The 25241-nt window shown below is 60.6% G+C and carries 25 protein-coding genes; 20 read left to right on the top strand and 5 right to left on the bottom strand.

Translation table 11 applies throughout. The features are described from left to right. Positions 1-7 precede the first annotated feature (7 nt). From ACA051_RS01985 to ACA051_RS01940, 10 genes are all read left to right on the top strand, one after another. Positions 8-2227, top strand: coding sequence for a primosomal protein N' (locus tag ACA051_RS01985; protein ID WP_497373301.1), 2220 nt, complete (start codon positions 8-10; stop codon positions 2225-2227). A gap of 236 nt (positions 2228-2463) precedes the next feature. Further along, the gene (argS, locus tag ACA051_RS01980; protein ID WP_497373299.1) at positions 2464-4200 is read left to right on the top strand and encodes an arginine--tRNA ligase; all 1737 of its coding nucleotides are present in this window, start codon (positions 2464-2466) and stop codon (positions 4198-4200) included. Position 4201: 1 nt separating this feature from the next. Further along, positions 4202-4909, top strand: a complete 708-nt coding sequence (locus ACA051_RS01975) for an SPOR domain-containing protein (protein WP_497373297.1) — start codon at positions 4202-4204, stop codon at positions 4907-4909. A 232-nt stretch (positions 4910-5141) separates the two neighbouring features. Next, on the top strand, positions 5142-5672 hold the full coding sequence (hslV, locus tag ACA051_RS01970; RefSeq protein ID WP_007899242.1) for an ATP-dependent protease subunit HslV: 531 nt from the start codon (positions 5142-5144) through the stop codon (positions 5670-5672). Between the two features lie 55 nt (positions 5673-5727). Further along, positions 5728-7065, top strand: coding sequence for an ATP-dependent protease ATPase subunit HslU (hslU, locus tag ACA051_RS01965; RefSeq protein WP_497307233.1), 1338 nt, complete (start codon positions 5728-5730; stop codon positions 7063-7065). A gap of 128 nt (positions 7066-7193) precedes the next feature. After that, on the top strand, positions 7194-7571 hold the full coding sequence (locus ACA051_RS01960; RefSeq protein ID WP_008149540.1) for a gamma-butyrobetaine hydroxylase family protein: 378 nt from the start codon (positions 7194-7196) through the stop codon (positions 7569-7571). Between the two features lie 258 nt (positions 7572-7829). Then, complete coding sequence (gene phaC, locus ACA051_RS01955) at positions 7830-9509, top strand: class II poly(R)-hydroxyalkanoic acid synthase (protein WP_497307230.1); 1680 nt, start codon at positions 7830-7832, stop codon at positions 9507-9509. 147 nt (positions 9510-9656) lie between these two features. Further along, entirely contained in the window at positions 9657-10511 is an 855-nt protein-coding gene (gene phaZ / locus ACA051_RS01950; RefSeq protein WP_219093393.1) for a poly(3-hydroxyalkanoate) depolymerase, read from the top strand. A gap of 129 nt (positions 10512-10640) precedes the next feature. Further along, positions 10641-12323: a class II poly(R)-hydroxyalkanoic acid synthase gene (phaC, locus tag ACA051_RS01945; RefSeq protein ID WP_497307228.1), complete on the top strand. Its 1683-nt coding sequence runs from the start codon at positions 10641-10643 to the stop codon at positions 12321-12323. Positions 12324-12382: 59 nt separating this feature from the next. Further along, positions 12383-13003: a TetR/AcrR family transcriptional regulator gene (locus tag ACA051_RS01940; RefSeq protein WP_219093389.1), complete on the top strand. Its 621-nt coding sequence runs from the start codon at positions 12383-12385 to the stop codon at positions 13001-13003. A gap of 191 nt (positions 13004-13194) precedes the next feature. On the opposite strand, the gene ACA051_RS01935 is transcribed toward ACA051_RS01940, so the two are convergent. The 3 genes from ACA051_RS01935 to ACA051_RS01925 form a co-directional block, all read right to left on the bottom strand. Then, on the bottom strand, positions 13195-14055 hold the full coding sequence (locus tag ACA051_RS01935; RefSeq protein ID WP_497307224.1) for a phasin family protein: 861 nt from the start codon (positions 14053-14055) through the stop codon (positions 13195-13197). A gap of 10 nt (positions 14056-14065) precedes the next feature. Next, a complete protein-coding gene (locus ACA051_RS01930; protein ID WP_497307222.1) occupies positions 14066-14488 on the bottom strand; it encodes a phasin family protein in 423 nt (140 codons plus the stop codon). A 225-nt stretch (positions 14489-14713) separates the two neighbouring features. Continuing rightward, entirely contained in the window at positions 14714-14989 is a 276-nt protein-coding gene (locus tag ACA051_RS01925) for a polyhydroxyalkanoic acid system family protein (protein WP_497307220.1), read from the bottom strand. Between the two features lie 155 nt (positions 14990-15144). Between ACA051_RS01925 and ubiE the strand changes: the two genes are divergently transcribed. The 10 genes from ubiE to ACA051_RS01875 all read left to right on the top strand — a co-directional run bounded on the left by ubiE (position 15145) and on the right by ACA051_RS01875 (position 23361). Further along, positions 15145-15915: a bifunctional demethylmenaquinone methyltransferase/2-methoxy-6-polyprenyl-1,4-benzoquinol methylase UbiE gene (ubiE, locus tag ACA051_RS01920; protein WP_007948968.1), complete on the top strand. Its 771-nt coding sequence runs from the start codon at positions 15145-15147 to the stop codon at positions 15913-15915. Continuing rightward, positions 15915-16538, top strand: coding sequence for a ubiquinone biosynthesis accessory factor UbiJ (locus ACA051_RS01915; RefSeq protein WP_497307218.1), 624 nt, complete (start codon positions 15915-15917; stop codon positions 16536-16538). Before ubiE ends, ACA051_RS01915 begins: the two co-directional genes overlap by 1 nt. Continuing rightward, positions 16535-18139 (top strand): ubiquinone biosynthesis regulatory protein kinase UbiB, encoded by a 1605-nt coding sequence (gene ubiB / locus ACA051_RS01910; RefSeq protein ID WP_497307216.1) that lies wholly within the window; start codon positions 16535-16537, stop codon positions 18137-18139. The genes ACA051_RS01915 and ubiB overlap by 4 nt, the downstream gene beginning before the upstream one ends. 81 nt (positions 18140-18220) lie before the next feature. After that, positions 18221-18622, top strand: coding sequence for a phosphoribosyl-AMP cyclohydrolase (hisI, locus tag ACA051_RS01905; protein ID WP_010464478.1), 402 nt, complete (start codon positions 18221-18223; stop codon positions 18620-18622). Continuing rightward, positions 18615-18947: a phosphoribosyl-ATP diphosphatase gene (locus ACA051_RS01900; RefSeq protein ID WP_008047820.1), complete on the top strand. Its 333-nt coding sequence runs from the start codon at positions 18615-18617 to the stop codon at positions 18945-18947. The genes hisI and ACA051_RS01900 overlap by 8 nt, the downstream gene beginning before the upstream one ends. Positions 18948-18972: 25 nt before the next feature. Further along, entirely contained in the window at positions 18973-19251 is a 279-nt protein-coding gene (locus ACA051_RS01895; protein ID WP_497307213.1) for a twin-arginine translocase TatA/TatE family subunit, read from the top strand. A gap of 10 nt (positions 19252-19261) precedes the next feature. Continuing rightward, a complete protein-coding gene (tatB, locus tag ACA051_RS01890) occupies positions 19262-19711 on the top strand; it encodes a Sec-independent protein translocase protein TatB (RefSeq protein ID WP_497307212.1) in 450 nt (149 codons plus the stop codon). After that, complete coding sequence (gene tatC / locus ACA051_RS01885; RefSeq protein ID WP_497373294.1) at positions 19708-20502, top strand: twin-arginine translocase subunit TatC; 795 nt, start codon at positions 19708-19710, stop codon at positions 20500-20502. Before tatB ends, tatC begins: the two co-directional genes overlap by 4 nt. Next, complete coding sequence (locus tag ACA051_RS01880) at positions 20499-21206, top strand: 16S rRNA (uracil(1498)-N(3))-methyltransferase (protein ID WP_497307209.1); 708 nt, start codon at positions 20499-20501, stop codon at positions 21204-21206. The genes tatC and ACA051_RS01880 overlap by 4 nt, the downstream gene beginning before the upstream one ends. A gap of 238 nt (positions 21207-21444) precedes the next feature. Continuing rightward, a complete protein-coding gene (locus tag ACA051_RS01875) occupies positions 21445-23361 on the top strand; it encodes a methyl-accepting chemotaxis protein (RefSeq protein WP_497307207.1) in 1917 nt (638 codons plus the stop codon). A gap of 126 nt (positions 23362-23487) precedes the next feature. On the opposite strand, the gene ACA051_RS01870 is transcribed toward ACA051_RS01875, so the two are convergent. Then, on the bottom strand, positions 23488-24222 hold the full coding sequence (locus ACA051_RS01870) for an amino acid ABC transporter ATP-binding protein (RefSeq protein ID WP_497307205.1): 735 nt from the start codon (positions 24220-24222) through the stop codon (positions 23488-23490). After that, entirely contained in the window at positions 24215-25174 is a 960-nt protein-coding gene (locus ACA051_RS01865; RefSeq protein WP_497307203.1) for an amino acid ABC transporter permease, read from the bottom strand. Before ACA051_RS01865 ends, ACA051_RS01870 begins: the two co-directional genes overlap by 8 nt. Between the last annotated feature and the right edge of the window lie 67 nt (positions 25175-25241).

Genomic DNA, 25241 nt, shown 5'->3' with positions numbered 1-25241 from the left:
CCATCGCGTGCCCGACGCCATTTTGCGCCTCGCCCTGCCTTCGCCCCTGCGCCGCCTGTTCGATTACCGTGCCCCGGCCGGGATCTTGCGTGCCCAGTTGCAGCCGGGCATGCGCCTGCGGGTGCCGTTCGGCCGACGGGAGATGATCGGGATTCTGGTGGAGGTGACCGATCACAGCGAAGTGCCGGTAGAAAAGCTCAAGCCGGCGCTGGCCCTGCTAGACGCCACGCCGCCACTGCCACCGGCGCTGTTCAAGCTGTGCCTGTGGACCTCGCAGTATTACCAGCACAGCCTTGGCGACACCTTGAGCTGGGCGCTGCCGGTGTTGCTGCGCCAGGGCGAACTGGCCGAGGCGCGTCAGGAACGCTTCTGGTCCGCCGCGCCCGGTGCCAGCCTGGATGATCCGCGTATCGCCCGTGCGCCGCGCCAGCGCGAAGCCCTGGCCACGCTGGCCCAACATCCCCACGGCGTGGCCCATCAGCTGTTGAGCAAACTGATGCTGAGCAAGGACAGCCTGGATCTGTTGCTGGCCAAGGACTTGGTGCAGGTGGAAATCCGCAAGCACGCCCCCGGCGCCCGTCACGAACACTGGCTGGCGCAACCGGAGTTGCCGCTCAACCCTGAGCAGCGCGCCGCGTATGAAGCGATTCGCGCCGGGTTCGACAGTTATCACGCGTTCCTGCTGGCCGGCGTTACTGGCAGCGGCAAGACGGAAGTCTATTTACAGCTGATCCGCGAAACCCTCGAAGCCGGCAAGCAGGCGCTGGTGCTGATCCCGGAGATCAACCTCGGCCCGCAGACCCTGGCGCGCTTCGAGCAGCGTTTCAATGCGCGCATCGCGCTGATTCACTCGGCCGTCAACGACCGCGAACGCCTCGAAGCCTGGCTCGCGGCCCGGGATGGCGACGCCGACATCATTATCGGCACCCGTTCGGCGCTGTTCACGCCGATGAAAAACCCTGGCCTGATCATCATCGATGAAGAGCACGACGGCTCCTATAAACAGCAGGAAGGTCTGCGTTACCACGCCCGCGATCTGGCGTTGGTGCGCGCGCGACAGGAAAACATCCCGATTGTCCTCGGCTCCGCCACGCCTTCACTGGAAAGCCTGCACAACGCCTACACCGGTCGGTATGGGCTCCTACGACTGAACGAGCGCGCTGGCGGCGCCAAGCAACCGCGATTCCTGCGCCTCGATGTAAAAAGCCGTCCGCTGGACAGCGGTATTTCCGGGCCGATGCAGCAGGCCATCGGTCAGACCCTGGAGGCCGGTCAACAAGTGTTGGTGTTCCTCAACCGTCGCGGTTTTGCGCCGACGCTGCTGTGTCATGACTGCGGCTGGATGTCCGAATGTCAGCGCTGCGATGCGCGGATGACCGTGCACCAGCGCTCCGGCGAATTGCGCTGCCACCATTGCGGCTACGTCGAGCGCGTGCCTCGGCATTGCCCGAAGTGCGGCAAGGTCGATTTGCGGCCGGTGGGTGCCGGCACCGAGCGCGCAGAAGAACGCCTGGCGATTCTGTTTCCGGACGTCCCGGTGCTGCGGGTCGACCGCGACAGCACGTCGCGCAAGGACGCGATGAATCAGCTGTTCGCCACCATCCAGAAAGGCCAGCCGTGCATTCTGGTGGGCACGCAAATGCTCGCCAAAGGGCACCACTTTCCACGGGTGACGCTGGTGTCGATTCTCGATGCCGACGGCGGACTGTTCTCCGGCGACTTCCGCGCCAGCGAGCGCATGGCTCAGTTGATCGTTCAGGTGGCCGGGCGCGCCGGACGGGCGGAAGAGCCGGGCAGAGTGATTATCCAGACGCACCTGGCCGATCATCCGTTGCTGGTGCAATTGACCGAACAAGGCTATTTCGCCTTTGCCGAACAGGCCTTGAGCGAGCGTCGCTCTGCGGGATTGCCGCCGTTTGCGCACTTGGCGTTGCTGCGGGCCGAAGCGCACAAACCGGGACAGGCCGAAGGTTTTCTTGATGAGGCGTGCAGCGAAGCCGAGCGCGTGCTGGCTGAGCAGAACCTGACCGGGATTGAGCTGCTTGGCCCGGTGCCGGCACCGATGGAGCGCCGCGCGGGACGTTATCGTGCGCAGTTGTTGTTGCAGGCCACGGCCCGGGCGCCATTGCATCGACTGTTAAGCAGTTGGTTGCTGATGCTGGAGCAGATGCCGAGTGGGCGGGCGGTGCGTTGGTCGCTGGATGTGGATCCCGTCGATTTGTATTGATTGTTCGATCGCCTTCGCTGGCAAGCCTCGCTCCTACAGGGGGCGAGTCGTTTGCCAATATTGTGAACGACACGAACCTGTAGGAGCGAGGCTTGCCCGCGAAGAGGCCCGATTTGTCACCACATATCCATAACCTGCCCGCTATAGTTGGCAAGCACGTCTGGGCCACGGATAATGCCCAGTTTTTCCACTAGCGCATCGAAGCGCCGCCGCGCTTGCGGTCGAAAGAGAACACCATGAAAGACACCATTCGCCAGCTGATCCAACAAGCCATCACCCAACTCGTCAACGAAGGTGTGTTGCCTGAAGGCCTGTCGCCGGCGATCCAGGTGGAAAACTCCCGTGACAAGAAGAACGGCGACTTCGCCAGCAACATCGCGATGATGCTGGCCAAGCCTGCGGGCATGAAACCGCGTGACCTGGCAGAGAAAATCATCGCCGCGCTGCCGGCTGATGAAAACGTCAGCAAGACCGAAATCGCCGGCCCGGGCTTCCTGAATTTCTTCCAGAACACTGATGCCCTGGCCACTCGCCTGGATGCCGCCCTCGCCGACGACCGCATCGGTGTGCGCAAGGCTGGCCCGGTGCAGCGCACCGTCGTCGACCTGTCGGCCCCGAACCTGGCTAAAGAGATGCACGTCGGCCACTTGCGTTCGACCATCATCGGCGACGGTGTGGCACGTGTTCTGGAGTTCCTCGGCGACGATGTCGTCCGTCAGAACCACGTCGGCGACTGGGGCACCCAGTTCGGCATGCTGATGGCTTATCTCCAGGAAAACCCGATCACCAGCGACGAGCTGTCGGACCTGGAAAATTTCTACCGCGCCGCCAAGCAACGCTTCGACGAATCCGAAGAGTTCGCCGATCGCGCCCGCGGCCTGGTGGTCAAGCTGCAAGCCGGCGACCCGGACTGCCTGGCTCTGTGGACCAAGTTCAAAGACATCTCGCTGTCGCACTGCCAGAAAATCTACGAGCTGCTCAACGTCAAACTGACCATGTCCGACGTGATGGGCGAAAGCGCCTATAACGACGATTTGATCAACGTGGTCAACGACCTGAAAGCCGCCGGCATGCTGGTCGAAAGCAACGGCGCGCAATGCGTATTCCTCGACGAATTCAAGAATGCCGACGGCGACCCGCTGCCGGTGATCATCGTCAAGGCCGATGGCGGCTACCTCTACGCCACCACCGACCTGGCGGCCGCGCGCTATCGCAGCGGCAAGCTCAAGGCTGACCGCGCGCTGTACTTCGTCGACCAGCGCCAGGCGCTGCACTTCCAGCAAGTGTTCGCGGTCGCTCGCAAGGCCGGCTTCGTGACGCACCCGATGGAAATGGAACACATGGGCTTCGGCACCATGAACGGTAAAGATGGCCGCCCGTTCAAGACCCGTGACGGCGGCACCGTGAAGCTGATCGACCTGCTGACCGAAGCCCAGGAACGCGCCTACACCCTGGTGAAAGACAAGAACCCTGAGTTGGCCGAAGCGGAATTGCGCAACATCGCCAAGGTCGTGGGCATTGGCGCGGTGAAATACGCCGACCTGTCCAAGCACCGCACCAGCGACTACAGCTTCAACTTCGACCAGATGCTGAACTTCGAAGGCAACACCGCACCGTACCTCCTGTACGCCTACACCCGCGTAGCCGGTGTGTTCCGCAAGCTCGGCAAGGATTTCAGCGAAGTCGAAGGCCAGATCGTCCTCGAAGCGGCGCACGAACACGAATTGGCAGCCAAGCTCGCGCAATTCGGCGAAGTGTTGAACAACGTGTGCGAAAAAGGCACGCCGCACATCCTGTGCACCTACCTGTACGATGTCGCCGGCCTGTTCTCCAGTTTCTACGAGAATTGCCCGATCCTCAGCGCCGACTCCCCGGCGCAAATGCAGAGCCGCCTGCGCCTCGCCGCGCTGACCGGCCGCACTCTCAAGCAAGGCCTGGAACTCTTGGGTCTGGAAACTCTGGAGCGTATGTAAGTTGGCTGCCAAGAAAAAACCTGCACCCAAGCGTGGCGCCAGCCGTTATCAAGCTCCTGCAAAGCAACCGATCCCGGGGTGGCTGTGGATGGCCATCGGCCTGACGGTCGGCGCGTTCATTGTGTTCCTGATGAAACTGGAACCGGGCAAGGGCAGTGATAGCGTCAAGCGCGAGAAGATCGAACAGCAGAAAGCCACCAAGATAGCCGAGGCCAACAAGACCCCGCCGAGCCCGACGCAACCGGTGAAGCCGAAGTACGACTTCTACACCTTGCTGCCGGAATCGGAAGTCATCGTGCCGCCGGATGCCGTGCCGGAGAAAACCCTGCCGACGCCGCAAGTGCCGGCCATTCCGACGACGCCGGTCACGCCAGAGCAAGCGGCAAAAATCGACACCGCGCGGGCTCAGGCCGCACTGGCCGGGATCACGCCGCCGCCAGCGCCACCAGTGTCCAAAGCGGCCCCGGTGACCAAGTTCTTCCTGCAGGCCGGTTCGTTTCGCAAGGAGGCTGACGCGGACAAGGTTCGGGCGCAGATCATCCTGTTGGGTCAGGCGGTGGCGGTTGAATCCGGCACGGTCAAAGACGAAACCTGGTATCGGGTGCTGGTCGGGCCTTTCAGCAATCGCGAGCAGCTGACCACGGCGCAGAAACAACTGTCCGGCGCTGGCTTCAGCAACCTGTTGTTACAACAACGCCAGAACCGCTAATCCCGTCAGGGACACCGCGTCATCGTTCTTCGCGGGCAAGCCTCGCTCCTACAGGGATCACGCAGAACCTGTAGGAGCGAGGCTTGCCCGCGAAGGCGTCATACCGAACAACACATCCCTCCCCTGCTATACACCGCTCGTCCCCTCTCCCGCCCCGCAGTTGAAAAACGCATCACCACCCCCATATGAGTTGGCATAAGGCATTTTCGCCCCGCTGCGTGGAGACTCTCCCTTGACCACCATCGTTTCAGTTCGCCGCCACGGCAAAGTCGTCATGGGCGGCGACGGCCAGGTTTCTCTCGGCAATACCGTGATGAAAGGCAACGCGAAGAAAGTTCGCCGCCTGTACCACGGTCAAGTAATTGCCGGTTTTGCCGGGGCCACCGCTGACGCCTTCACCCTCTTCGAGCGTTTCGAAGGCCAGCTTGAGAAACATCAGGGCCACCTGGTTCGCGCCGCTGTCGAACTCGCCAAAGAATGGCGCACTGACCGCTCCCTCAGCCGCCTCGAAGCCATGCTCGCGGTCGCCAACAAAGACGCTTCCTTGATCATCACCGGCAACGGCGACGTGGTCGAACCCGAAGAAGGCCTGATCGCCATGGGTTCCGGTGGCGGTTACGCCCAGGCCGCCGCCAGCGCGCTGTTGAAGAAAACCGATCTGTCGGCCCGGGAAATCGTCGAAACCGCCCTCGGCATCGCCGGCGACATCTGCGTATTCACCAACCACACCTTCACCATTGAGGAGCAGGACCTCGCCGAGTAAGCCTGTTTTGGCCACCACGCCACGGCTCACTTTGACCTGAGGACCGCCAATTACTATGTCCATGACTCCCCGTGAAATCGTCCACGAACTCAATCGCCACATCATCGGCCAGGACGATGCCAAGCGCGCCGTCGCCATCGCGCTGCGGAACCGCTGGCGCCGGATGCAGCTGCCCGAAGAGCTGCGCGTTGAAGTCACCCCGAAAAACATCCTGATGATCGGCCCGACCGGTGTCGGTAAAACCGAGATCGCCCGTCGCCTGGCCAAACTCGCCAACGCGCCGTTCATCAAGGTCGAAGCCACCAAGTTCACCGAAGTCGGCTACGTCGGTCGCGACGTCGAATCGATCATTCGTGACTTGGCCGACGCGGCGATCAAGCTGCTGCGCGAACAGGAAATGACCAAGGTTCGCCACCGCGCCGAAGACGCCGCCGAAGAGCGCATCCTCGATGCCCTGCTGCCACCGGCACGCATGGGCTTCAACAATGACGACGCCCCGTCGGCCGACTCCAACACCCGCCAGCTGTTCCGCAAGCGTCTGCGCGAAGGTCAGCTGGATGACAAGGAGATCGAAATCGAAGTCGCCGAAGTGGCGGGCGTCGATATCTCCGCGCCACCGGGCATGGAAGAGATGACCAACCAGTTGCAGAGCCTGTTCGCCAACATGGGCAAGGGCAAAAAGAAAAACCGCAAGCTCAAGGTCAAGGAAGCACTGAAACTGGTGCGTGACGAAGAAGCCGGCCGTCTGGTCAACGATGAAGAGTTGAAGGCCAAGGCACTGGAAGCGGTCGAGCAGCACGGCATCGTGTTCATCGACGAAATCGACAAGGTTGCCAAGCGCGGGAATTCCGGTGGCGTCGACGTATCCCGCGAAGGCGTGCAGCGTGACTTGCTGCCACTGATCGAAGGCTGCACCGTCAACACCAAACTGGGCATGGTCAAGACCGACCACATCCTGTTCATCGCTTCCGGTGCGTTCCACCTAAGCAAGCCAAGCGACCTGGTGCCTGAGCTGCAAGGTCGCCTGCCGATTCGTGTCGAGCTGAAGGCGCTGACGCCTGAAGATTTCGAACGCATCCTCAGCGAGCCGCACGCCTCGCTCACCGAGCAGTATTGCGCTTTGCTGAAAACCGAAGGCCTGGTCATCGAGTTCCAGCCCGACGGTATCAAACGCATCGCCGAGATTGCCTGGCAGGTCAACGAGAAGACCGAGAACATCGGTGCCCGTCGCCTGCACACCTTGCTTGAGCGTCTGCTCGAAGAAGTGTCGTTCAGCGCCGGCGACCTGGCCAGCGCCCACGACGACAAGGTAATCCTGATCGACGCCGATTACGTCAACAGCCACCTCGGCGAATTGGCGCAGAACGAAGACCTGTCCCGTTATATCCTGTAAGCCAAACTTGTAGGAGCGAAGCTTGCTCGCGAAATCGGTCATTCATTCAACAGACATGTCGACTGACCTGACGCTTTCGCGAGCAAGCTTCGCTCCTACAGGGTTCCATCCATAACGGAACTCAGGTCATGACCCAACTCCCCACCGACATCAAACTGCACAAAGCCTCGAAAACCCTGTCGCTGAAATACGCGTCCGGTGAGGAACATCACCTGCCCGCCGAGTTCTTGCGCGTGCACTCTCCTTCCGCCGAGGTCCAGGGCCACGGCAAACCTATCCTGCAATTTGGCAAGATCGGCGTAGGCCTGACCAAAGTAGAACCGGCCGGTCAGTACGCACTGAAATTGACCTTCGACGACGGCCACGACAGCGGCCTGTTCACTTGGGAATATCTGTACCAGTTGGGAGTGCGCCAAGAGGATCTCTGGAACGATTATCTTGCCGAGCTCAAAGCCGCCGGAAAAACCCGCGATCCCAACGAATCCATCGTCAAGCTGATGCTCTAGGTCAGCCCTCTTGCTCTTTAGAGGGCATTTTCTAATTCCATCTGTTTGAATGCTCCGCTCCTGGGTCAATGATTGGCCCGCTTGCGAAAAAAATTAAACTCGGGTAACCAATGGAGCTGGCAAGTTCCCTGCCGTGCTCTCTGCCGTAAAAAGCAGCGATGCAGAATTAACGGTCACCCGAGCAGAAGTACCTGGCATTGGCTGTGTGATGACACGGCTGGACCCTGGTACTCGTCTCAGGACAATGGAGCGTCGTAGATGAGTAACAAGAATAACGATGACTTGAAGTATCAAGCCTCGGAAAACACCTTGGGGCTGAATCCTGTCGTTGGGCTGCGTGGAAAGGATCTACTGGCGTCTGCTCGAATGGTGCTCAGGCAGGCCATCAAACAACCCATTCACAGTGCCAAGCATGTTGCCCATTTCGGCCTGGAACTGAAGAACGTGCTGTTCGGCAAATCCGAGCTTCAACCGACGAGCGATGACCGTCGCTTCCACGATCCTGCCTGGAGCCAGAACCCGCTCTACAAACGTTATTTGCAAACTTACCTGGCGTGGCGCAAGGAACTCCACGACTGGATCGACGACAGCAATCTGCCGCCCAAAGACGTCAGCCGCGGGCATTTCGTGATCAACCTCATGACCGAAGCCATGGCGCCGACCAACAGTGCGGCCAATCCCGCAGCGGTCAAACGCTTCTTCGAAACCGGCGGCAAAAGCCTGCTCGACGGCCTCTCGCACCTGGCCAAGGATCTGGTACACAACGGCGGCATGCCGAGCCAGGTCAACATGGGCGCGTTCGAAGTCGGCAAAAGCCTGGGCGTGACCGAAGGCGCGGTGGTGTTCCGCAACGACGTGCTGGAGCTGATCCAGTACCGCCCGACCACCGAGCAGGTGCACGAGCGCCCACTGCTGGTGGTGCCGCCGCAGATCAACAAGTTCTATGTATTTGACCTGAGCCCGGACAAGAGTCTGGCGCGGTTCTGCCTGCGCAATCACGTTCAAACCTTCATCGTCAGCTGGCGCAACCCGACCAAGGAGCAACGCGAGTGGGGTCTGTCGACCTACATCGAGGCGCTCAAGGAAGCGGTCGACGTAGTCACCGCGATCACCGGCAGCAAAGACATCAACATGCTCGGCGCCTGCTCCGGCGGCATCACCTGCACTGCGCTGCTGGGCCACTACGCCGCGATCGGCGAGAAGAAGGTCAACGCCCTGACGCTTTTGGTCAGCGTGCTGGACACCACCCTGGACAGCGACGTCGCGCTATTCGTCGACGAGCAGACCCTTGAAGCCGCCAAGCGCCATTCCTATCAGGCCGGTGTGCTGGAAGGCCGCGACATGGCGAAAGTCTTCGCCTGGATGCGCCCCAATGATTTGATCTGGAACTACTGGGTCAACAACTACCTGCTCGGCAACGAGCCGCCGGTGTTCGACATCCTGTTCTGGAACAACGACACCACCCGGTTGCCCGCTGCGTTCCACGGCGACCTGATCGAGATGTTCAAAAGTAACCCACTGATCCGCGCCGATGCACTGGAAGTGTGCGGCACGCCGATCGACCTGAAGCAGGTCACGGCCGACATCTTTTCCCTGGCCGGCACCAACGACCACATTACCCCGTGGAAGTCCTGCTACAAGTCGGCGCAGTTGTTTGGCGGCAAGGTTGAGTTCGTGCTGTCCAGCAGCGGGCATATCCAGAGCATTCTGAACCCGCCGGGCAACCCGAAATCGCGCTACATGACCAGCACGGAGATGCCGGTCAAAGCCGAAGACTGGCAAGAAAATTCCACCAAGCACACTGACTCCTGGTGGCTGTACTGGCAGGCCTGGCAGGCCGAACGTTCGGGCAAGCTGAAGAAGTCTCCGACCAGTCTGGGCAACAAAACCTATACAGCCGGCGAAGCAGCGCCGGGCACTTACGTACACGAGCGGTAACCGACACACCTCGCGCCCTCTGTAGGAGCGAAGCTTGCTCGCGAAAGCGGTCTTTCATTCAACATGGATGTCGACTGACTTGACGCCTTCGCGAGCAAGCTTCGCTCCTACAGGGGACCGGGATAATTCACCCACAGGGCCTGAAGCATGCCGCAACCGTTCATATTCCGTACCGTCGACCTGGATGGCCAGACCCTCCGCACGGCGGTACGCCCCGGCAAGCCTCACTTGACGCCCTTGCTGATTTTCAACGGCATCGGCGCCAACCTGGAGCTGGTGTTTCCGTTCGTCGCAGCACTGGACCCGGACCTGGAAGTCATCGCCTTCGACGTCCCCGGTGTCGGCGGTTCGTCGACGCCGAATCGGCCGTATCGCTTTCCGGGCCTGGCGAAACTCACGGCGCGGATGCTCGACTATCTCGACTACGGACAAGTGAACGTCATCGGCGTTTCCTGGGGGGGTGCCCTCGCCCAGCAGTTCGCATACGACTATCCCGAGCGCTGCAAGAAACTCGTGCTGGCGGCCACGGCGGCCGGCGCGGTGATGGTACCGGGCAAGCCGAAAGTGCTGTGGATGATGGCCAGCCCACGGCGCTACATCCAGCCGTCCCACGTGATTCGCATTGCGCCGATGATCTATGGCGGTTCGTTCCGTCGCGACCCGACCCTGGCGGCCAGCCATGCGGCGAAGGTCCGCTCGGCGGGCAAGCTCGGTTACTACTGGCAGCTGTTCGCCGGGCTCGGCTGGACCAGCATTCACTGGCTGCACAAGATCAATCAGCCGACCCTGGTACTGGCCGGGGACGACGATCCACTGATCCCGCTGATCAACATGCGCGTGCTTGCCTGGCGGATCCCCAATGCCCAGTTGCACATCATCGATGACGGGCATTTGTTTTTGATTACCCGGGCCGAAGCGGTGGCACCGATCATCATGAAATTTCTCGAGGAAGAACGTCAGCGCGCAGTGATGCATCCGCATCCGGCGCCATTGGGCGGTTAACCGTCCCCGGCTTTTGTTAACGAAAAGGGGTCGGCAGGACGCCGCGCCGCGCAACAACCCGTAACAGCGTCTATGGTGTTCTGGTTCGGTGTATATGTATTTGGCCTGAAGACGAAGGAGTGTTGATTCATGCGCGAAAAACCAGCGAGGGACTTTTTACCCACTCCCGCCGCGTTCATCAACGCACAGAGTGCGATTACCGGCCTGCGCGGCCGCGACCTTTTTTCGACCCTGCGCAGCGTTGCCGCCCATGGCTTGCGCAACCCGGTGCACAGTGCCCGCCACGCCTTGAAATTGGGCGGTCAGCTGGGCCGGGTACTGCTGGGTGAAACGCTGCATCCGACCAATCCGCAGGACAGTCGCTTTTCCGACCCGGCGTGGAGCCTCAACCCGTTTTATCGCCGCAGCTTGCAGGCCTACCTGAGCTGGCAGAAACAGGTCAAAAGCTGGATCGACGAAAGCAACATGACACCGGACGATCGCGCTCGCGCCCACTTCGCCTTTGCCTTGCTCAACGACGCCGTGGCGCCGTCCAACACCCTGCTCAATCCGCTGGCGATCAAGGAAATCTTCAATTCCGGCGGCAACAGCCTGGTGCGTGGCATCAGCCATCTGGTCGACGATTTCCTGCACAACGACGGCCTGCCCAGACAAGTCACCAAGCAAGCGTTCGAGGTCGGTAAAACAGTCGCCACCACCACGGGCTCCGTGGTGTTTCGCAACGAACTGCTGGAACTGATCCAGTACAAGCCGATGAGCGAAAAGCAGTATTCCAAGCCGCTGCTGGTGGTGCCGCCGCAGATCAACAAGTACTACATTTTCGACCTGAGCCCGCATAACAGCTTCGTCCAGTTCGCCCTGAAAAACGGCCTGCAGACCTTCATGATCAGCTGGCGCAATCCGGATGTGCGTCATCGCGAATGGGGGCTATCGACGTATGTTGAAGCCGTGGAAGAAGCGATGAATGTCTGCCGTGCGATCACGGGCGCTCGCGAAGTGAACTTGATGGGCGCTTGCGCTGGCGGGCTGACCATCGCCGCGTTGCAAGGCCACTTGCAGGCCAAGCGACAACTGCGGCGGGTGTCCAGCGCGACTTACTTGGTGAGCCTGCTCGACAGTCAGATGGACAGCCCCGCCACCTTGTTCGCCGACGAGCAGACCCTGGAAGCGGCCAAGCGTCACTCCTATCAGAAAGGTGTGCTGGACGGGCGCGACATGGCCAAGGTCTTTGCCTGGATGCGTCCCAACGATTTGATCTGGAGTTACTTCGTCAATAACTACCTGTTGGGCAAGGAGCCTCCAGCGTTCGACATCCTCTACTGGAACAACGACAACACCCGGTTGCCGGCAGCCCTCCATGGTGACCTGCTGGACTTTTTCAAACACAACCCACTGAGCCATCCGGGTGGCCTTGAAGTGTGCGGCACGCCGATCGACTTGCAGAAAGTCACCGTCGACAGCTTCAGCGTGGCCGGCATCAACGACCACATCACGCCGTGGGACGCGGTCTATCGCTCGACACTGCTGCTGGGGGGCGAGCGACGCTTCGTGCTGTCCAACAGCGGTCATGTGCAGAGCATCCTCAACCCGCCGAGCAACCCGAAAGCCAACTTCGTCGAGAGCGCGAAACTGAGCAGCGACCCTCGGGCGTGGTATTACGACGCCAAGCAAGTCGACGGCAGTTGGTGGACCCAATGGCTGAGCTGGATTCAGGAACGCTCAGGGACGCAAAAAGAAACCCACATGGCCCTCGGCAACCAGAACTATCCACCGATGGAGGCGGCACCCGGTACTTACGTGCGTGTGCGCTGACTGACAACGAACCACGGCACACGCCTGCCGTGGCATGACTCGACCATTAAGAAGACTGGATGAAAACCCGCGACCGGATCCTCGAATGTGCCCTGCAGTTGTTCAATCAGAAGGGCGAACCGAACGTCTCCACCATGGAAGTTGCCAACGAAATGGGCATCAGCCCGGGCAACCTCTACTACCACTTCCACGGCAAGGAACCGTTGATTCTCGGATTGTTCGAGCGCTTCCAGGCAGAGCTTGCGCCACTGCTTGATCCGCCGGCCGATGTGGAATTGGCACCGGAAGATTACTGGTTGTTCCTGCACCTGATCGTCGAGCGCCTGGCGCACTATCGGTTCCTGTTCCAGGACCTGTCGAACCTGGCCGGGCGCTTGCCGAAACTGGCCAAGGGCATCCGCAATCTGCTCAATGCGCTGAAGCGCACGCTGGCTTCATTGCTGGCGCGATTGAAGGCTCAGGGGCAGTTGGTCAGCGATACGCAGGCGCTCGGGCAGTTGGTGGAACAGATCACCATGACGCTGCTGTTCTCGCTGGACTATCAGCGGATTCTGGATCGCGAGGGTGAAGTCAGGTTGGTGGTGTATCAGATCATGATGCTGGTGGCGCCGCATTTGCTGCCGCCGATCAAAGTGGCGACCGAGCACCTGGCGCTGCAATACCTCGAAGAACACGACTAACCCCTGAACACCGCTGCCCCTGTGGGAGCTAGCCTGCTAGCGATAGCGGTTCATCAGTCAACAACAATGTCGACGGATAAATCGCTATCGCTAGCAGGCTAGCTCCCACAGGGGCAGCGGTGTTTTCAAGATCGTGCACAAACAAAAACGCCCGACCTTTGCAGGCCGGGCGTTTTCTTGAGCCCTGAAAATCAGGACTGACTGGTTGGCGTCGATGGAGCTGGCGCGACAGTCGGGGTTGCAGCAGGGGTCGGTGCAGCGGCGGAGTTCGACGTGCTGATCGGGGTTGCCGGTTTGGCGGCAGCCACTGCTGGTTTTGGCGCGGCAGCTTTAGGCGCGGCCGGTTTTTTCACTGCTGGCTTCTTCGCTGCGGCAGGTTTTGCCGCTGGCTTGGCTGCCGGTTTAGCGGCAGCTGGTTTGGCAGCGGCTTTGGCAGCGACCGATTTGACCGCTGTCTTGGCTGCTGCAGGTTTGGCGGCGGCAGTTTTAGCAACAGACTTGGCGGCGGACGCGACTTTCGACGCGGCTTTGGCGACCGGTTTAGCAGCAGCTTTGGCCAGTGGCTTGGCTGCGCTTTTGGTTGCTGGTTTAGCTGCCGCAGGTTTGGCCGCTGCGGTTTTCGCCGCAACAGGCGCGACCTTGGCACCGGTCAGGCGCTCGATCTGCTTGGTCAGGGTATCGACCTTGCTGTGCAGCGCTTTCACTTCATTGCGGCTCGGTACACCCAGGCGCGAAATGGCGCTGTTCAGGCGCTTGTCGAAAGCCCCTTCCAGCTCATCCCACTTGCCCAGCGCACGATCTTTCACGCCGCTGATGCGCGACTTGGCCGACGAAGCGGAGTCCTTGGCAGCATCAACTTTCTTGCCGACAGCACTCTTGGTGAGCTTCTCGGCTTTCTCGCCATCTTTAACCAATGTATCGAAGAGCTTGCTGCCGTCAGTGTCGATCTTCGAGTACACGCCTAAACCAGCCAGCCAGATTTTGCGGGAGTAGTCTTCGACTTTCCCGATCCACGAGCTGCCTTCTTTTTCGGTGTTCTTTTTACCAGCCATCCCGTTCTCCTTAAGATTTACGCGCGACGCGTTCGAGCAATGCCGTCAGCTCATCGAGCTTAGCAGAGAGTGTCTCAACGTCATGTTTAGACGGAATGCCGATACGATTCAAGGCACTTGCGACACGCGAGTCAAAAGCCTTCTCGACCTTGTCGAGTTGAACTTCGACCTTGGCTTTGAAAGTGCTCACTTCACTCTTTGCTTCATCGATCTCTGAGTTAGCGGCTTCAAGTTTCTCGGCCACTACTTTTTTGCCTTTGGTTTCAACAGTTTGACCAGCCTTGATCAACTCTTGAAAGTACTCGCTGCCCTCTTGGCCGACCTTGGTGTAGGCCCCCAGGCCTGCCAGCCAGATCTTGCGGGCATAGGTTTTGACATCGCCCAGAGCAGTGGTCGATGCGTCGATTTTTTTCTTCAAAATAACTTTGGCCATGGTGCACCTCACGCGCAGAAGGTTTGAGGAACTGCCCGCGAAAGTGTCGGGCTCATGCACAAAGTAGGGAGAAAAATTAGAAACGGCACCCTAACAACCGCAACATTTGCGTGCCGTGAAACCTATAGGAGCGAGGCTTGCCCGCGAAGGCGTAGTTCCTGCCATAGAAGAAGGAGCGAATGTACCGGCCTCTTCGCGAGCAAGCTTCGCTCCTACAGGTATTAGTCAGACCAACGCTTTATCGAGGGCCTTTTCGATTTCCGATTTGATCATGCCGCTCATGGCCGACATCATCAGGCCCAACTCGACATCGACGCGGATCGAGTCTTCGCTGACATGCACCGCGCCTTTAACGCCGGAGCGTCTGAGGTTCAGCGTGTCACCGGACCACTGCGGCTCCAGGCCATATTGATCGGACAGTTTCTGCGCCAACTGGTCGGCCTTCTCGCGGGCCGCTTCCTTGCCCAGGCCGTGGGCACGTTCAACACTAATACGGGCCATCGAATGACTCCTGCTTTATGAATGCTTTCCTGAAGCATCTTGACCGCTGCTGCGGCAAAACGTCCCGGCGGTTGCCTATCTTACCTTCAGCCTTGCCAAGACAAAGCAGGCCACCGGGATTAGAATGTCCCGCATTCTCTTTTGGTGACAGCGATATGACTGATCAGCGCAAAGGCAGCGATGCCGAACCCACCACTCACTTCGGCTTCAAAAACGTTCCGGAAAGCCAGAAAGCGGAAAAAGTCGCTGAGGTTTTTCACTCGGTAGCCGCCAAGTACGACTTGATGAACGACCTCCTGTCGGGCGGCATGCACCGTCTGTGGAAGCGTTTTGCGATCGAGCTGTCGGGTGTTCGCACCGGTAACCGCGTGCTGGACATCGCCGGCGGCACGGGCGATCTGACCAAGAAGTTCTCGCACCTCGTTGGCCCGACCGGCCAGGTGGTGTTGGCCGACATCAACGAATCCATGCTCAAGGTCGGTCGCGACCGCCTGCTGGATCTGGGTGTGGCCGGCAACGTCGAATTCGTCCAGGCCGATGCGGAAAAACTGCCATTCCCGGACAACCATTTCGACTGCGTGACCATCGCCTTCGGCCTGCGCAACGTCACGCATAAAGAAGACGCCCTGCGTTCGATGCTGCGCGTACTCAAGCCGGGCGGCCGTTTGCTGGTGCTGGAATTCTCCAAGCCAACCAACGCGCTGATGTCCAAAGCCTACGATGCCTACTCGTTCGCCTTCATGCCGCTGATGGGCAAGCTGATCACCAACGACTCGGAAAGCTATCGTTACCTGGCCGAATCGATCCGCATGCACCCGAATCAGGAAACCCTGAAATCGATGATGGTCGAGGCCGGTTTCGACCGCGTGACCTACCACAACATGACCGCAGGCATCGTCGCCCTGCACCGCGGCATCAAACCCTGATGTTGCTGGCCGGCCTGCTCGCCAGCGTTGAACTCGGTCTGAACCGGGTGCTGCGTCTCGACAGCACGGCGCTGCCGCGGCTGGCGCATTTGAGCGGCAGGGTGATTGCGGTCGACTGCCGCAGCCCGGCGTTGCAGGTGTTCATCCTGCCCAGCGACGAAGGCTTGATGCTCGCCTCCCACTGGGAAACCGGCGCTGACTGTACGTTACGCGCACCGGCTTCAAGCCTGTTGAAACTGGCGATGAGCAAGGACAAGACCTCGGTCCTGCATGGCCCTGAAGTCGAGCTCGACGGTGACAGCGGTGTGCTGCTGGAACTGGCGGCGATCCTTCAGGACCTTGAGCTGGACTGGGAGTACGAACTCTCGCGCTGGCTCGGCCCGGTCGCCACGCAACTGGTCAGTGGCCACGTGCGCAGTCGCGCACGCTGGTATCAGCAAGGGTTCGCCAGCCTGAACCAGAACATGGGCGAATACCTGGCCGAAGAATCGCGCACCCTCGTCGGTCAGCGCGAAGCCGAAGCCCGTTTCAGTGAACTGGACCAGATCAAACTCGATCTGGAACGTCTCGAGGCGCGTTTCGAGCGCCTTTCCCGATCCCTCGACCCAAGCGATAACGCATGAAGCTGCTTGCCGTCCGCCGTTTGTTGCGCATCCAGCGCGTTGTGATTCGCTACCGCCTCGATGACCTGTTGTTCGCCCTGCCATTGCCCTGGTTCCTCCTCGCGCTGCGCTATGCGTTGCCGTGGCGCTGGTTCCCGCGCAAGACGCTGGACCTGAGCCGTGGTGCACGCTTGCGCCTGGCGTTGCAGGATCTTGGGCCGATTTTCATCAAGTTCGGGCAGATCCTTTCAACACGCCGCGACCTGCTGCCAGGAGACATCGCCGATGAGCTGATGAAGCTGCAGGACCGCGTGCCGCCGTTCGACTCGCAGGTGTCGGTCAACCTGATCGAAGAGCAGCTCGGCAAAAAGATCAGTGAAGTGTTCAGCCGTTTCGACGTTGAACCGCTGGCCTCGGCCTCGGTGGCGCAGGTGCATGCCGCGCAACTGAAGACCGGCGAAGAAGTGGTGGTGAAGGTGATCCGCCCGGGCCTGAAACCGATCATCAAACAGGACCTGGCATGGCTGTTCATCCTCGCCCGCGCCGCCGAAAAGCTCTCGGCCGATGCACGCCTGCTGCACCCGGTGGATGTGGTTCTGGACTACGAAAAAACCATCTACGACGAACTCGACCTGCTGCGCGAAGCGGCCAATGCCAGCCAGTTGAAGCGCAACTTCGAAGGCTCGCCGCTGCTGTACGTGCCGCAGGTCTACTGGGACTGGTGCCGGCCGAAAGTGCTGGTGATGGAGCGCATCTACGGCATTCAGGTCACCGACCTTGCGACCCTGGCCGACCAGCGCACCGACATGAAAATGCTCGCCGAACGCGGTGTGGAAATCTTCTTCACCCAAGTGTTCCGCGACAGTTTTTTCCACGCCGACATGCACCCCGGCAACATCTTCGTCAGCACCGTGAACCCATGGAGCCCGCAATACATCGCGATTGACTGCGGCATCGTCGGCAGCCTGACCCCGGAAGACCAGGATTATCTGGCGCGCAACCTGTTCGCGTTCTTCAAACGCGATTACCGGCGCGTCGCCCAACTGCACATCGATTCGGGCTGGGTACCGGCGGAAACCAAACTCAACGAATTCGAAGCAGCGATCCGCACCGTGTGCGAGCCCATCTTCGAAAAACCGTTAAAGGATATTTCGTTCGGTCAGGTGCTGATGCGCCTGTTCCAGACCGCACGACGCTTCAACATGGAAGTACAGCCACAGCTCGTGTTGCTGCAAAAAACCCTGCTGAATATCGAAGGCCTGGGCCGTCAGCTGTACCCGGACCTGGACCTGTGGAACACCGCCCAACCCTTCCTCGAACGCTGGATGCGCGAGCGCGTCAGCCCCAAAACCTTGCTCGGCAACGTACAGAGCCAGTTCGAACAGATTCCGCACCTGGCCAACATGGCCCGTGACCTGCTCGAACGCATGTCCCAGCCCCATGCCAACGACCCACCGCCACCGTGGCACAAGCGCAGGGATGACTGGTTCCTGCGACTGCTCGGCACTGCGCACCTGGCTGGCGGTGCCGTACTCGCGGCGGGTGGGCCGTTGAACGAACTGGGTCACTGGCCGGCCGGAATCATGATGGCGGTCGGTTTGTATCTGGTCGTTCGCCGATAGCCAGCGCCTTCGCACGCTGGCACACTGTTTGAACGCTTGGGTTCTGCTCATGAAGTGTGGAACCCGCTGTCGGAGTCGAAGATGAAAAACTGGCTGGACGAGATCAAGTGGGACGCAGACGGCCTGGTGCCGGCGATTGCCCAGGATCACAAGACCGGGCGCGTCCTGATGATGGCCTGGATGAACCGCGAATCACTGGAACTGAGCGCTGCCGAGAACCGCGCCATTTACTGGTCACGTTCCCGTGGCAAGCTATGGCGCAAGGGCGAGGAGTCCGGCCACGTGCAAACGCTGCATGAAATGCGCCTGGACTGTGACGCCGACGTGATCATTCTGATGGTCGAGCAGATCGGCGACATCGCCTGCCATACCGGCCGCCAGAGTTGCTTCTACCGTGTCTTCGAGAACGGCGACTGGAAAACCGTCGACCCGGTTCTGAAAGACCCGCACGCCATCTATTCCGCAGGACACAGCCATGAGTGACACATTGACCCGACTGGCCGAGGTGCTAGAGGAGCGCAAAGGCGCCGCCGCCGACAGCTCGTATGTCGCCAGCCTGTACCACAAGGGCCTGAACAAGATTCTGGAAAAAGTCGGCGAAGAGTCGGTCGAAACCATCATTGCCGCCAAGGATGCCGCCATCAGCGGTGACTGCAGCGATGTGATCTACGAGACCGCCGATCTGTGGTTCCACAGCATGGTCATGCTCGCCCAACTGGGGCAGCATCCACAGGCTGTACTCGATGAACTGGACCGTCGTTTCGGTCTGTCCGGACACGCCGAGAAAGCCTCGCGCCCGTCCGCCTGAATAACTATTAGAGAGGAGCAGCAACATGGGCATTTTTGACTGGAAACACTGGATCGTCATCCTGGTTGTTGTCGTGCTGGTGTTTGGCACCAAGAAACTGAAAAACCTCGGCACCGACGTCGGCGAATCGATCAAGGGCTTCAAGAAAGCCATGAACGATGATGACAAGCCGGTTGACCCAACGGTGACCCCGGCCCAACCGGTTCCACCTGCTCAGCCACAGACCACACAGTCCGTGAACCAGCCGCACACCATCGACGTGCAGGCGCAAAAAGTCGAAGAGCCGATCCGCAAAGACGTGTGAGCACTGACTAATGTTTGGTATCAGCTTCTCTGAACTGCTGCTCGTCGGCCTTGTGGCCCTGCTGGTGCTGGGTCCCGAGCGTCTGCCGGGCGCTGCGCGCACCGCCGGCCTGTGGGTCGGCCGTCTGAAGCGCAGCTTCAACGCGATCAAACAGGAAGTTGAACGTGAAATCGGTGCCGACGAGATTCGTCGGCAACTGCACAACGAGCACATCCTGTCGCTGGAACAGGAGGCGCGGAAGATCTTCACGCCGACCCAACAGGAAGCCACACCGGTTCAGCCGGTTGAACCGGTGGCGGAGCAGACGATTCATGCTCCCGCCGCCAAGCCAGCACCTGTTGTCGCGGCTGTAGAACCTGCGCCCGTTGTTGCAACGCCACCGGTTGAACCTGCCACGCCTGCGGCTGTGCCAGTTGCGCCGGCCCCTCATGACCCAACACTGCCGCCGCGAGCCCCATGAGCGATCTTCCTGAAAACGACCAGCACATGCCGCTGGTTTCGCACCTCACCGAGTTGCGTACCCGCCTGCTGCGTTGCGTAGCGGCGATCTTCATCATCTTCGCCGGGTTGTTTGCCTTCACCCAGCAGATCTACACCTTCGTCTCCACGCCGCTACGTCAATACCTGCCCGTGGGCGCGACGATGATCGCCACCGATGTTTCGTCGCCGTTCCTGACGCCGCTGAAGCTGACCATGATGGTCTCGCTGTTCCTGGCGATCCCGGTGATCCTGCATCAGATCTGGGGCTTCATCGCGCCGGGCCTCTACAAACATGAGAAGCGCATCGCCGTGCCGCTGCTGGTGTCCAGCATCATGCTGTTCTACGCCGGCATGGCGTTCGCCTATTACCTGGTGTTCCCGCTGATCTTCAAATTCTTCGCCGCCGCCACCCCGGCCGGCGTGGAAATGATGACCGACATCAGCAGCTACCTCGACTTCGTCATGACGCTGTTCTTTGCCTTCGGCGTGGCGTTCGAGATCCCGGTGGCCGTGGTGCTGCTGGTGTGGATCGGCGTGGTCGACGTCCAATACCTGAGGAAAATCCGCCCCTACGTGATCATCGGCTGCTTCGTGGTCGGCATGATCCTGACACCACCGGACATCTTTTCGCAGACGCTGTTGGCCGTACCGATGTGGCTGCTGTTCGAAATCGGCATCCTGTTCGGCGGCCTTATCAGCAAGCGTGGCGACCATCCTGACGATCAGCCGGTCGACGATCACAACGACCAGCCGCCAGCGACCCAGCCGTGAACCTGCTGCTCCTCGAGGAGGCCGATTTCATTGCGGCGGACCGGGTGATCCTGCGTGATCGCCGGTTGACGCACATGCAGGAAGTCCACCGTTGTGAAGTGGGGGACAGCATGCGCGTCGGGCGTATCGGCGGGCTAATGGGCTCGGCCGAAGTGCTGCGCCTGGACGCTGATGAAGCCGAACTGCGCGTCACCCTTGACCAGCCGCCACCGACCAAGCTGCCACTGACACTGATATTGGCCCTGCCACGGCCGAAAATGCTGCGCAGGGTGTTTCAGACCGTGGCAGCCATGGGTGTGCCACGAATCATTCTGGTGAACAGCTATCGCGTCGAGAAGAGCTTCTGGCAAACGCCGTTTCTGGAGCCAGAGGCGATTCGCGAGCAATTGATCCTCGGCCTGGAACAGGCTCGGGACAGCGTGCTACCGGAAATAGTCATCGAAAAACGCTTCAAGCCGTTCGTCGAAGATCGGCTGCCGGCCATTTCCGAAGGTACGCTCGGTCTGGTGGGTCACCCGGGCAATTACCCGCCCTGCCCTCGCGGCCTGAATGAACCGGTGACCTTGGCCATCGGCCCCGAAGGCGGCTGGATCCCTTACGAAATCGACCTGCTGGCCAAGTCCGGCCTGCAACCGGTACAACTCGGCGAGCGCATCTTGCGCGTCGAAACCGCCGTCACCGCGCTGCTCGCCCGGCTCTTTTAAGATCAAACACGGTCACTGTGGCGAGGGAGCTTGCTCCCGCTTGGGCGCGCAGCGGCCACCGCTTTTTTCCTGCAAAACCGTATCAGCCTGATTTGCGACTGCTTCGCAGCCGAACGGGAGCAAGCTCCCTCGCCACAGGGATTTACTCGACCCGAATACCGCGTTGCGCCTACAGATTCCCGGGCACCTGCCGATATAGCCCCCATAAAACCAATGAGTGGTCCGAGGGAGTAGCAGCATGTACCGTTGGCTAGCCGAGAGTCTGGGAAATGTAAGCGTCAATCGCAAACTGGGGATCGGTTTCGGTCTGGTGCTGCTGCTAACGCTGCTGATCACCTTCACTGGCTGGACCGGCCTGACGGGCGTGATGAGCCGTGGCGACAAGCTGGGGTTCATTGCCAGCCTCAACGACCTGACCAAAGACCTGCGCCTGGCCCGTCGGGACTACGAAATGCGCCGAGGCGAACAAGGCCCGGGCGCCGTCAACGATCTGTTGAGCCAACTCGACGCGGGCCTGCAAACCGCGCGCAAGTTGATCGAACAGCCGTCTGACGTGGCGATGATCGACCAGCAATTGGCCGCCGTCAGCCAGTACAAACAAGCCTTCATCGCGATGACCCAGGCCGGCGCCAACCGCGAAGACGCCCGCAGCAAACTGGGCGCGACCGCCGACAACGCCGTGGCCCGCGTCGCCGAAGTCGAAAAATCCATGCTGCAAGGCGACAGCGTCGCCGACTTCAACAGCGTGATCGACCTGAGCAAACTGATTCAGCAGGCACGCTTCCAAGTGCGCGGCTACACCTACAGCGGCAAGACCGAGGCCGAGCAACCTGCTCTGGACGCCATCGACAACGCCCTGAAGAACCTCGAAAGCCTGCCATCCAAACTGCCGGAACAGCACATCGCCAACCTGCAACAGGCCACCGATTCGCTCAAAGCCTACCGCGCCGCCGTCAGCCAGTTCCGCGACTCGCAAGTGGCTAGCGCCGCCGCCCTCAAGCGCATGGCCGAGCAAGGCGATACCTTGCTCGACGTGAGCAAAAAACTCACCGTGTCACAAACCATCGTCCGCGACACCGACGCCGCACACGCCAAGAACCTGCTGCTGATGGCGACTGTTCTGGCCCTGGCGTTTGGCTTGCTGGCGGCATGGGCGATCACTCGCCAGATCGTGATCCCGCTGAATCAGACCCTCAAAGTGGCCGAGCGCGTGGCGGCGGGCGACCTGACGCAAAACCTTGTTTCCGAGCGTCGCGACGAATTGGGCCAGCTCCAGCGCGCCATGCAGAGCATGACCCTGGGCCTGCGCGAACTGATCGGCGGGATCAGCGATGGCGTTACACAAATCGCCAGCGCCGCCGAAGAACTGTCCGCGGTCACCGAGCAGACCAGTGCCGGGGTCAACAGCCAGAAGATCGAGACCGACCAGGTGGCCACGGCAATGAACGAGATGACGGCCACCGTGCAGGAAGTCGCGCGCAACGCCGAAGAAGCCTCCGAAGCCGCCGTCGCCGCCGATCAGCAGGCCCGCGAAGGTGACAAAGTGGTTGGCGAAGCCATCGCTCAGATCGAGCGCCTGGCCCTCGAAGTTGGCAATTCCACGGCGGCCATGGGCGATCTGAAACGCGAGAGCGACAAGATCGGCAGCGTGCTGGACGTGATCAAATCCGTGGCCCAACAAACCAACCTGTTGGCACTCAACGCTGCGATTGAAGCCGCCCGTGCCGGTGAGGCCGGACGCGGTTTCGCGGTGGTCGCCGATGAAGTCCGTAGCTTGGCCCAGCGCACCCAGAAGTCCACCGAGGAAATCGAAGAACTGATCGTCGGCCTGCAAGCCGGCACCCAGCAAGTGGCCACCATCATGGACAACAGCCGCACCCTGACCGACAGCAGCGTCGAACTGACCCGCCGCGCCGGTAGCTCGCTGGAGAGCATCACCCGCACCGTGTCGGCGATTCAGTCGATGAACCAGCAGATTGCCGCCGCTGCCGAGCAGCAAACCGCGGTGGCCGAGGAGATCAACCGGAGCGTGCTGAACGTGCGCGATGTGTCCGAGCAGACCTCGGCAGCCAGTGAAGAGACCGCGGCCTCCAGCGTTGAGCTGGCGCGGTTGGGGACGCATCTGCAGATGTTGGTGGGGCGGTTCAAGGTTTGAAACCGAGGTGATGCCTTCGCGGGCAAGCCTCGCGCCTACAGGGCTTTGTGTATCGCTCGATTGAGCCACGACACAATACTGTAGGAGCGAGGCTTGCCCGCGAAGGCGTCAGGACAGGCGCTAAAGCTACAAAACCTGGCGCAAGAAGGCCTGCGCCCGCGGATCCTTCGGTGCATCGAAGAACTCGGCCGGCGATGCATCTTCCAGCAGTTTGCCGTGATCGAAAAACAGCACCCGATCCGCTACTTCCCGCGCAAAGCCCATTTCGTGGGTGACGCAGACCATAGTCATGCCTTCCACGGCCAGGGTTTTCATCACGTCCAGCACTTCGCCGACCATTTCCGGATCAAGCGCCGAAGTCGGCTCATCGAACAGCATGACCTTGGGTTCCATGGCCAATGCCCGGGCAATCGCCACACGCTGTTGCTGCCCCCCGGACAGGCGTGACGGAAACTCGTTGGCCTTCTGCGCAATACCGACCTTCTCCAGCAATGCCAAGGCCTTGGCCTCGCGCTCCTTCTTGCCGCGCTTGCGCACGACTTTCTGGGCCAGGCAGAGGTTTTCCAGCACGGTCATGTGCGGGAACAGGTTGAAATGCTGGAACACCATGCCGACTTCTCGGCGGTAGGCGTTCACGTCGGTTTTCGGGTCGGCCAGTTGCAGGCCGTCGATGCTCACCGAACCCGAATCGAATTCTTCCAGACCGTTGAGGCAGCGCAGGAAGGTCGACTTGCCGGAACCGGACGGGCCGATCACCACCAATACTTCGCCTTTCGCCACCTGCGTGGAGACGCTATCCACCGCGCGCACCACCTGGCCACGGGTGTCGAAGACTTTTACCAGATCGCGGACTTCAATCACTTTGCGCGAGCCTCCGCTCAAGCCGACTGGCGATTTTCGACAGCGGCAGGTTGATCAACAGGTACAACCCGGCCACGCAGAACAATATTTCGAACGGCGAAAACGAGGTGGTGATGACTTCACGGCCGCTTTTCAGCAGCTCGGTAATCGCGATCACCGACACCAGCGAGGTGTCCTTGACCAGACTGATGAACTGCCCGGCCAGCGGCGGCAGCACCCGCTTCAAGGCTTGCGGCAGCACCACGTGGCGCATCGACTGGCCAGCGCTCAAGCCCAGGGAACGCGCGGCTTCGTTCTGGCCACGGGCGATCGACTGCACGCCTGAGCGAATAATCTCGGCCACGTAGGCACCGGTGAACAGCGACAGCGCGGCGATCCCGGCGAACTCCCGGGACAGGTTCATTACGGTGCCAATGAAGAAGTAGAAAATGAAAATCTGCACCAGCAGCGGCGTGCCGCGCACCAGTTCGACGTAGATCGTCGAGAGATCGCGCAGCGTCGGGTTGCTCGATAGACGGCACAGGCCGGTGGCGAGGCCGATCAGCAGCCCGAGCACGCCAGACACCACGGACAACCACAAGGTGGTCCAAAGACCCCACATCAGCGGTCCGGCGGCCCAATGCCGGGTGACACCGATCACGTCGCCTTCAGCAACGTCATCGCCTTGGGCGACTTGCAGGCTGTTGTCGTCGACGGTCACGCGCTGCTCGTCACCCGCGTCATTACGCAGGGTGACTTCGGCCTTGTCGCCCTTGCGCACCAGTTCGCTGACGGTGGAGATGTCGACGGCGCGCTGGGACTCTTCGGCGTGGTAGGCGAAGTATTGCGGCACGCGGTTCCAGCGCCATTCGTAGGACATCAGCGAGGTGGCGTAATACAACGCGCCGGCCAGGCCGATCAGCAGCAGCACGGTTAGCACGTGCCAGGGCCATTGGGCTTTTTTCTGTTTCATTTGCTCTGAAAGTTCCGAATATTGTGCCGACAGGGATGCCGTCTTCGCGGGCAGGCCTCGCTCCTAC

The sequence above is a fragment of the Pseudomonas sp. LBUM1669 genome (assembly GCF_059695705.1).
This window is presented reverse-complemented; position numbering and strand designations above follow the sequence as displayed.

Excerpts from the sequence above, each read along its gene's own strand:
- argS (WP_497373299.1), top strand. The coding sequence starts at position 2,464 with ATGAAAGACACCATTCGCCAGCTGATCCAACAAGCCATCACCCAACTC.
- hslU (WP_497307233.1), top strand. The coding sequence starts at position 5,728 with ATGTCCATGACTCCCCGTGAAATCGTCCACGAACTCAATCGCCACATC.
- ACA051_RS01960 (WP_008149540.1), top strand. The coding sequence starts at position 7,194 with ATGACCCAACTCCCCACCGACATCAAACTGCACAAAGCCTCGAAAACC.
- phaC (WP_497307230.1), top strand. The coding sequence starts at position 7,830 with ATGAGTAACAAGAATAACGATGACTTGAAGTATCAAGCCTCGGAAAAC.
- phaZ (WP_219093393.1), top strand. The coding sequence starts at position 9,657 with ATGCCGCAACCGTTCATATTCCGTACCGTCGACCTGGATGGCCAGACC.
- phaC (WP_497307228.1), top strand. The coding sequence starts at position 10,641 with ATGCGCGAAAAACCAGCGAGGGACTTTTTACCCACTCCCGCCGCGTTC.
- ACA051_RS01940 (WP_219093389.1), top strand. The coding sequence starts at position 12,383 with ATGAAAACCCGCGACCGGATCCTCGAATGTGCCCTGCAGTTGTTCAAT.
- ACA051_RS01935 (WP_497307224.1), bottom strand. The coding sequence starts at position 14,055 with ATGGCTGGTAAAAAGAACACCGAAAAAGAAGGCAGCTCGTGGATCGGG.
- ACA051_RS01930 (WP_497307222.1), bottom strand. The coding sequence starts at position 14,488 with ATGGCCAAAGTTATTTTGAAGAAAAAAATCGACGCATCGACCACTGCT.
- ACA051_RS01925 (WP_497307220.1), bottom strand. The coding sequence starts at position 14,989 with ATGGCCCGTATTAGTGTTGAACGTGCCCACGGCCTGGGCAAGGAAGCG.
- ubiE (WP_007948968.1), top strand. The coding sequence starts at position 15,145 with ATGACTGATCAGCGCAAAGGCAGCGATGCCGAACCCACCACTCACTTC.
- ACA051_RS01915 (WP_497307218.1), top strand. The coding sequence starts at position 15,915 with ATGTTGCTGGCCGGCCTGCTCGCCAGCGTTGAACTCGGTCTGAACCGG.
- ubiB (WP_497307216.1), top strand. The coding sequence starts at position 16,535 with ATGAAGCTGCTTGCCGTCCGCCGTTTGTTGCGCATCCAGCGCGTTGTG.
- hisI (WP_010464478.1), top strand. The coding sequence starts at position 18,221 with ATGAAAAACTGGCTGGACGAGATCAAGTGGGACGCAGACGGCCTGGTG.
- ACA051_RS01900 (WP_008047820.1), top strand. The coding sequence starts at position 18,615 with ATGAGTGACACATTGACCCGACTGGCCGAGGTGCTAGAGGAGCGCAAA.
- ACA051_RS01895 (WP_497307213.1), top strand. The coding sequence starts at position 18,973 with ATGGGCATTTTTGACTGGAAACACTGGATCGTCATCCTGGTTGTTGTC.
- tatB (WP_497307212.1), top strand. The coding sequence starts at position 19,262 with ATGTTTGGTATCAGCTTCTCTGAACTGCTGCTCGTCGGCCTTGTGGCC.
- tatC (WP_497373294.1), top strand. The coding sequence starts at position 19,708 with ATGAGCGATCTTCCTGAAAACGACCAGCACATGCCGCTGGTTTCGCAC.
- ACA051_RS01875 (WP_497307207.1), top strand. The coding sequence starts at position 21,445 with ATGTACCGTTGGCTAGCCGAGAGTCTGGGAAATGTAAGCGTCAATCGC.
- ACA051_RS01865 (WP_497307203.1), bottom strand. The coding sequence starts at position 25,174 with ATGAAACAGAAAAAAGCCCAATGGCCCTGGCACGTGCTAACCGTGCTG.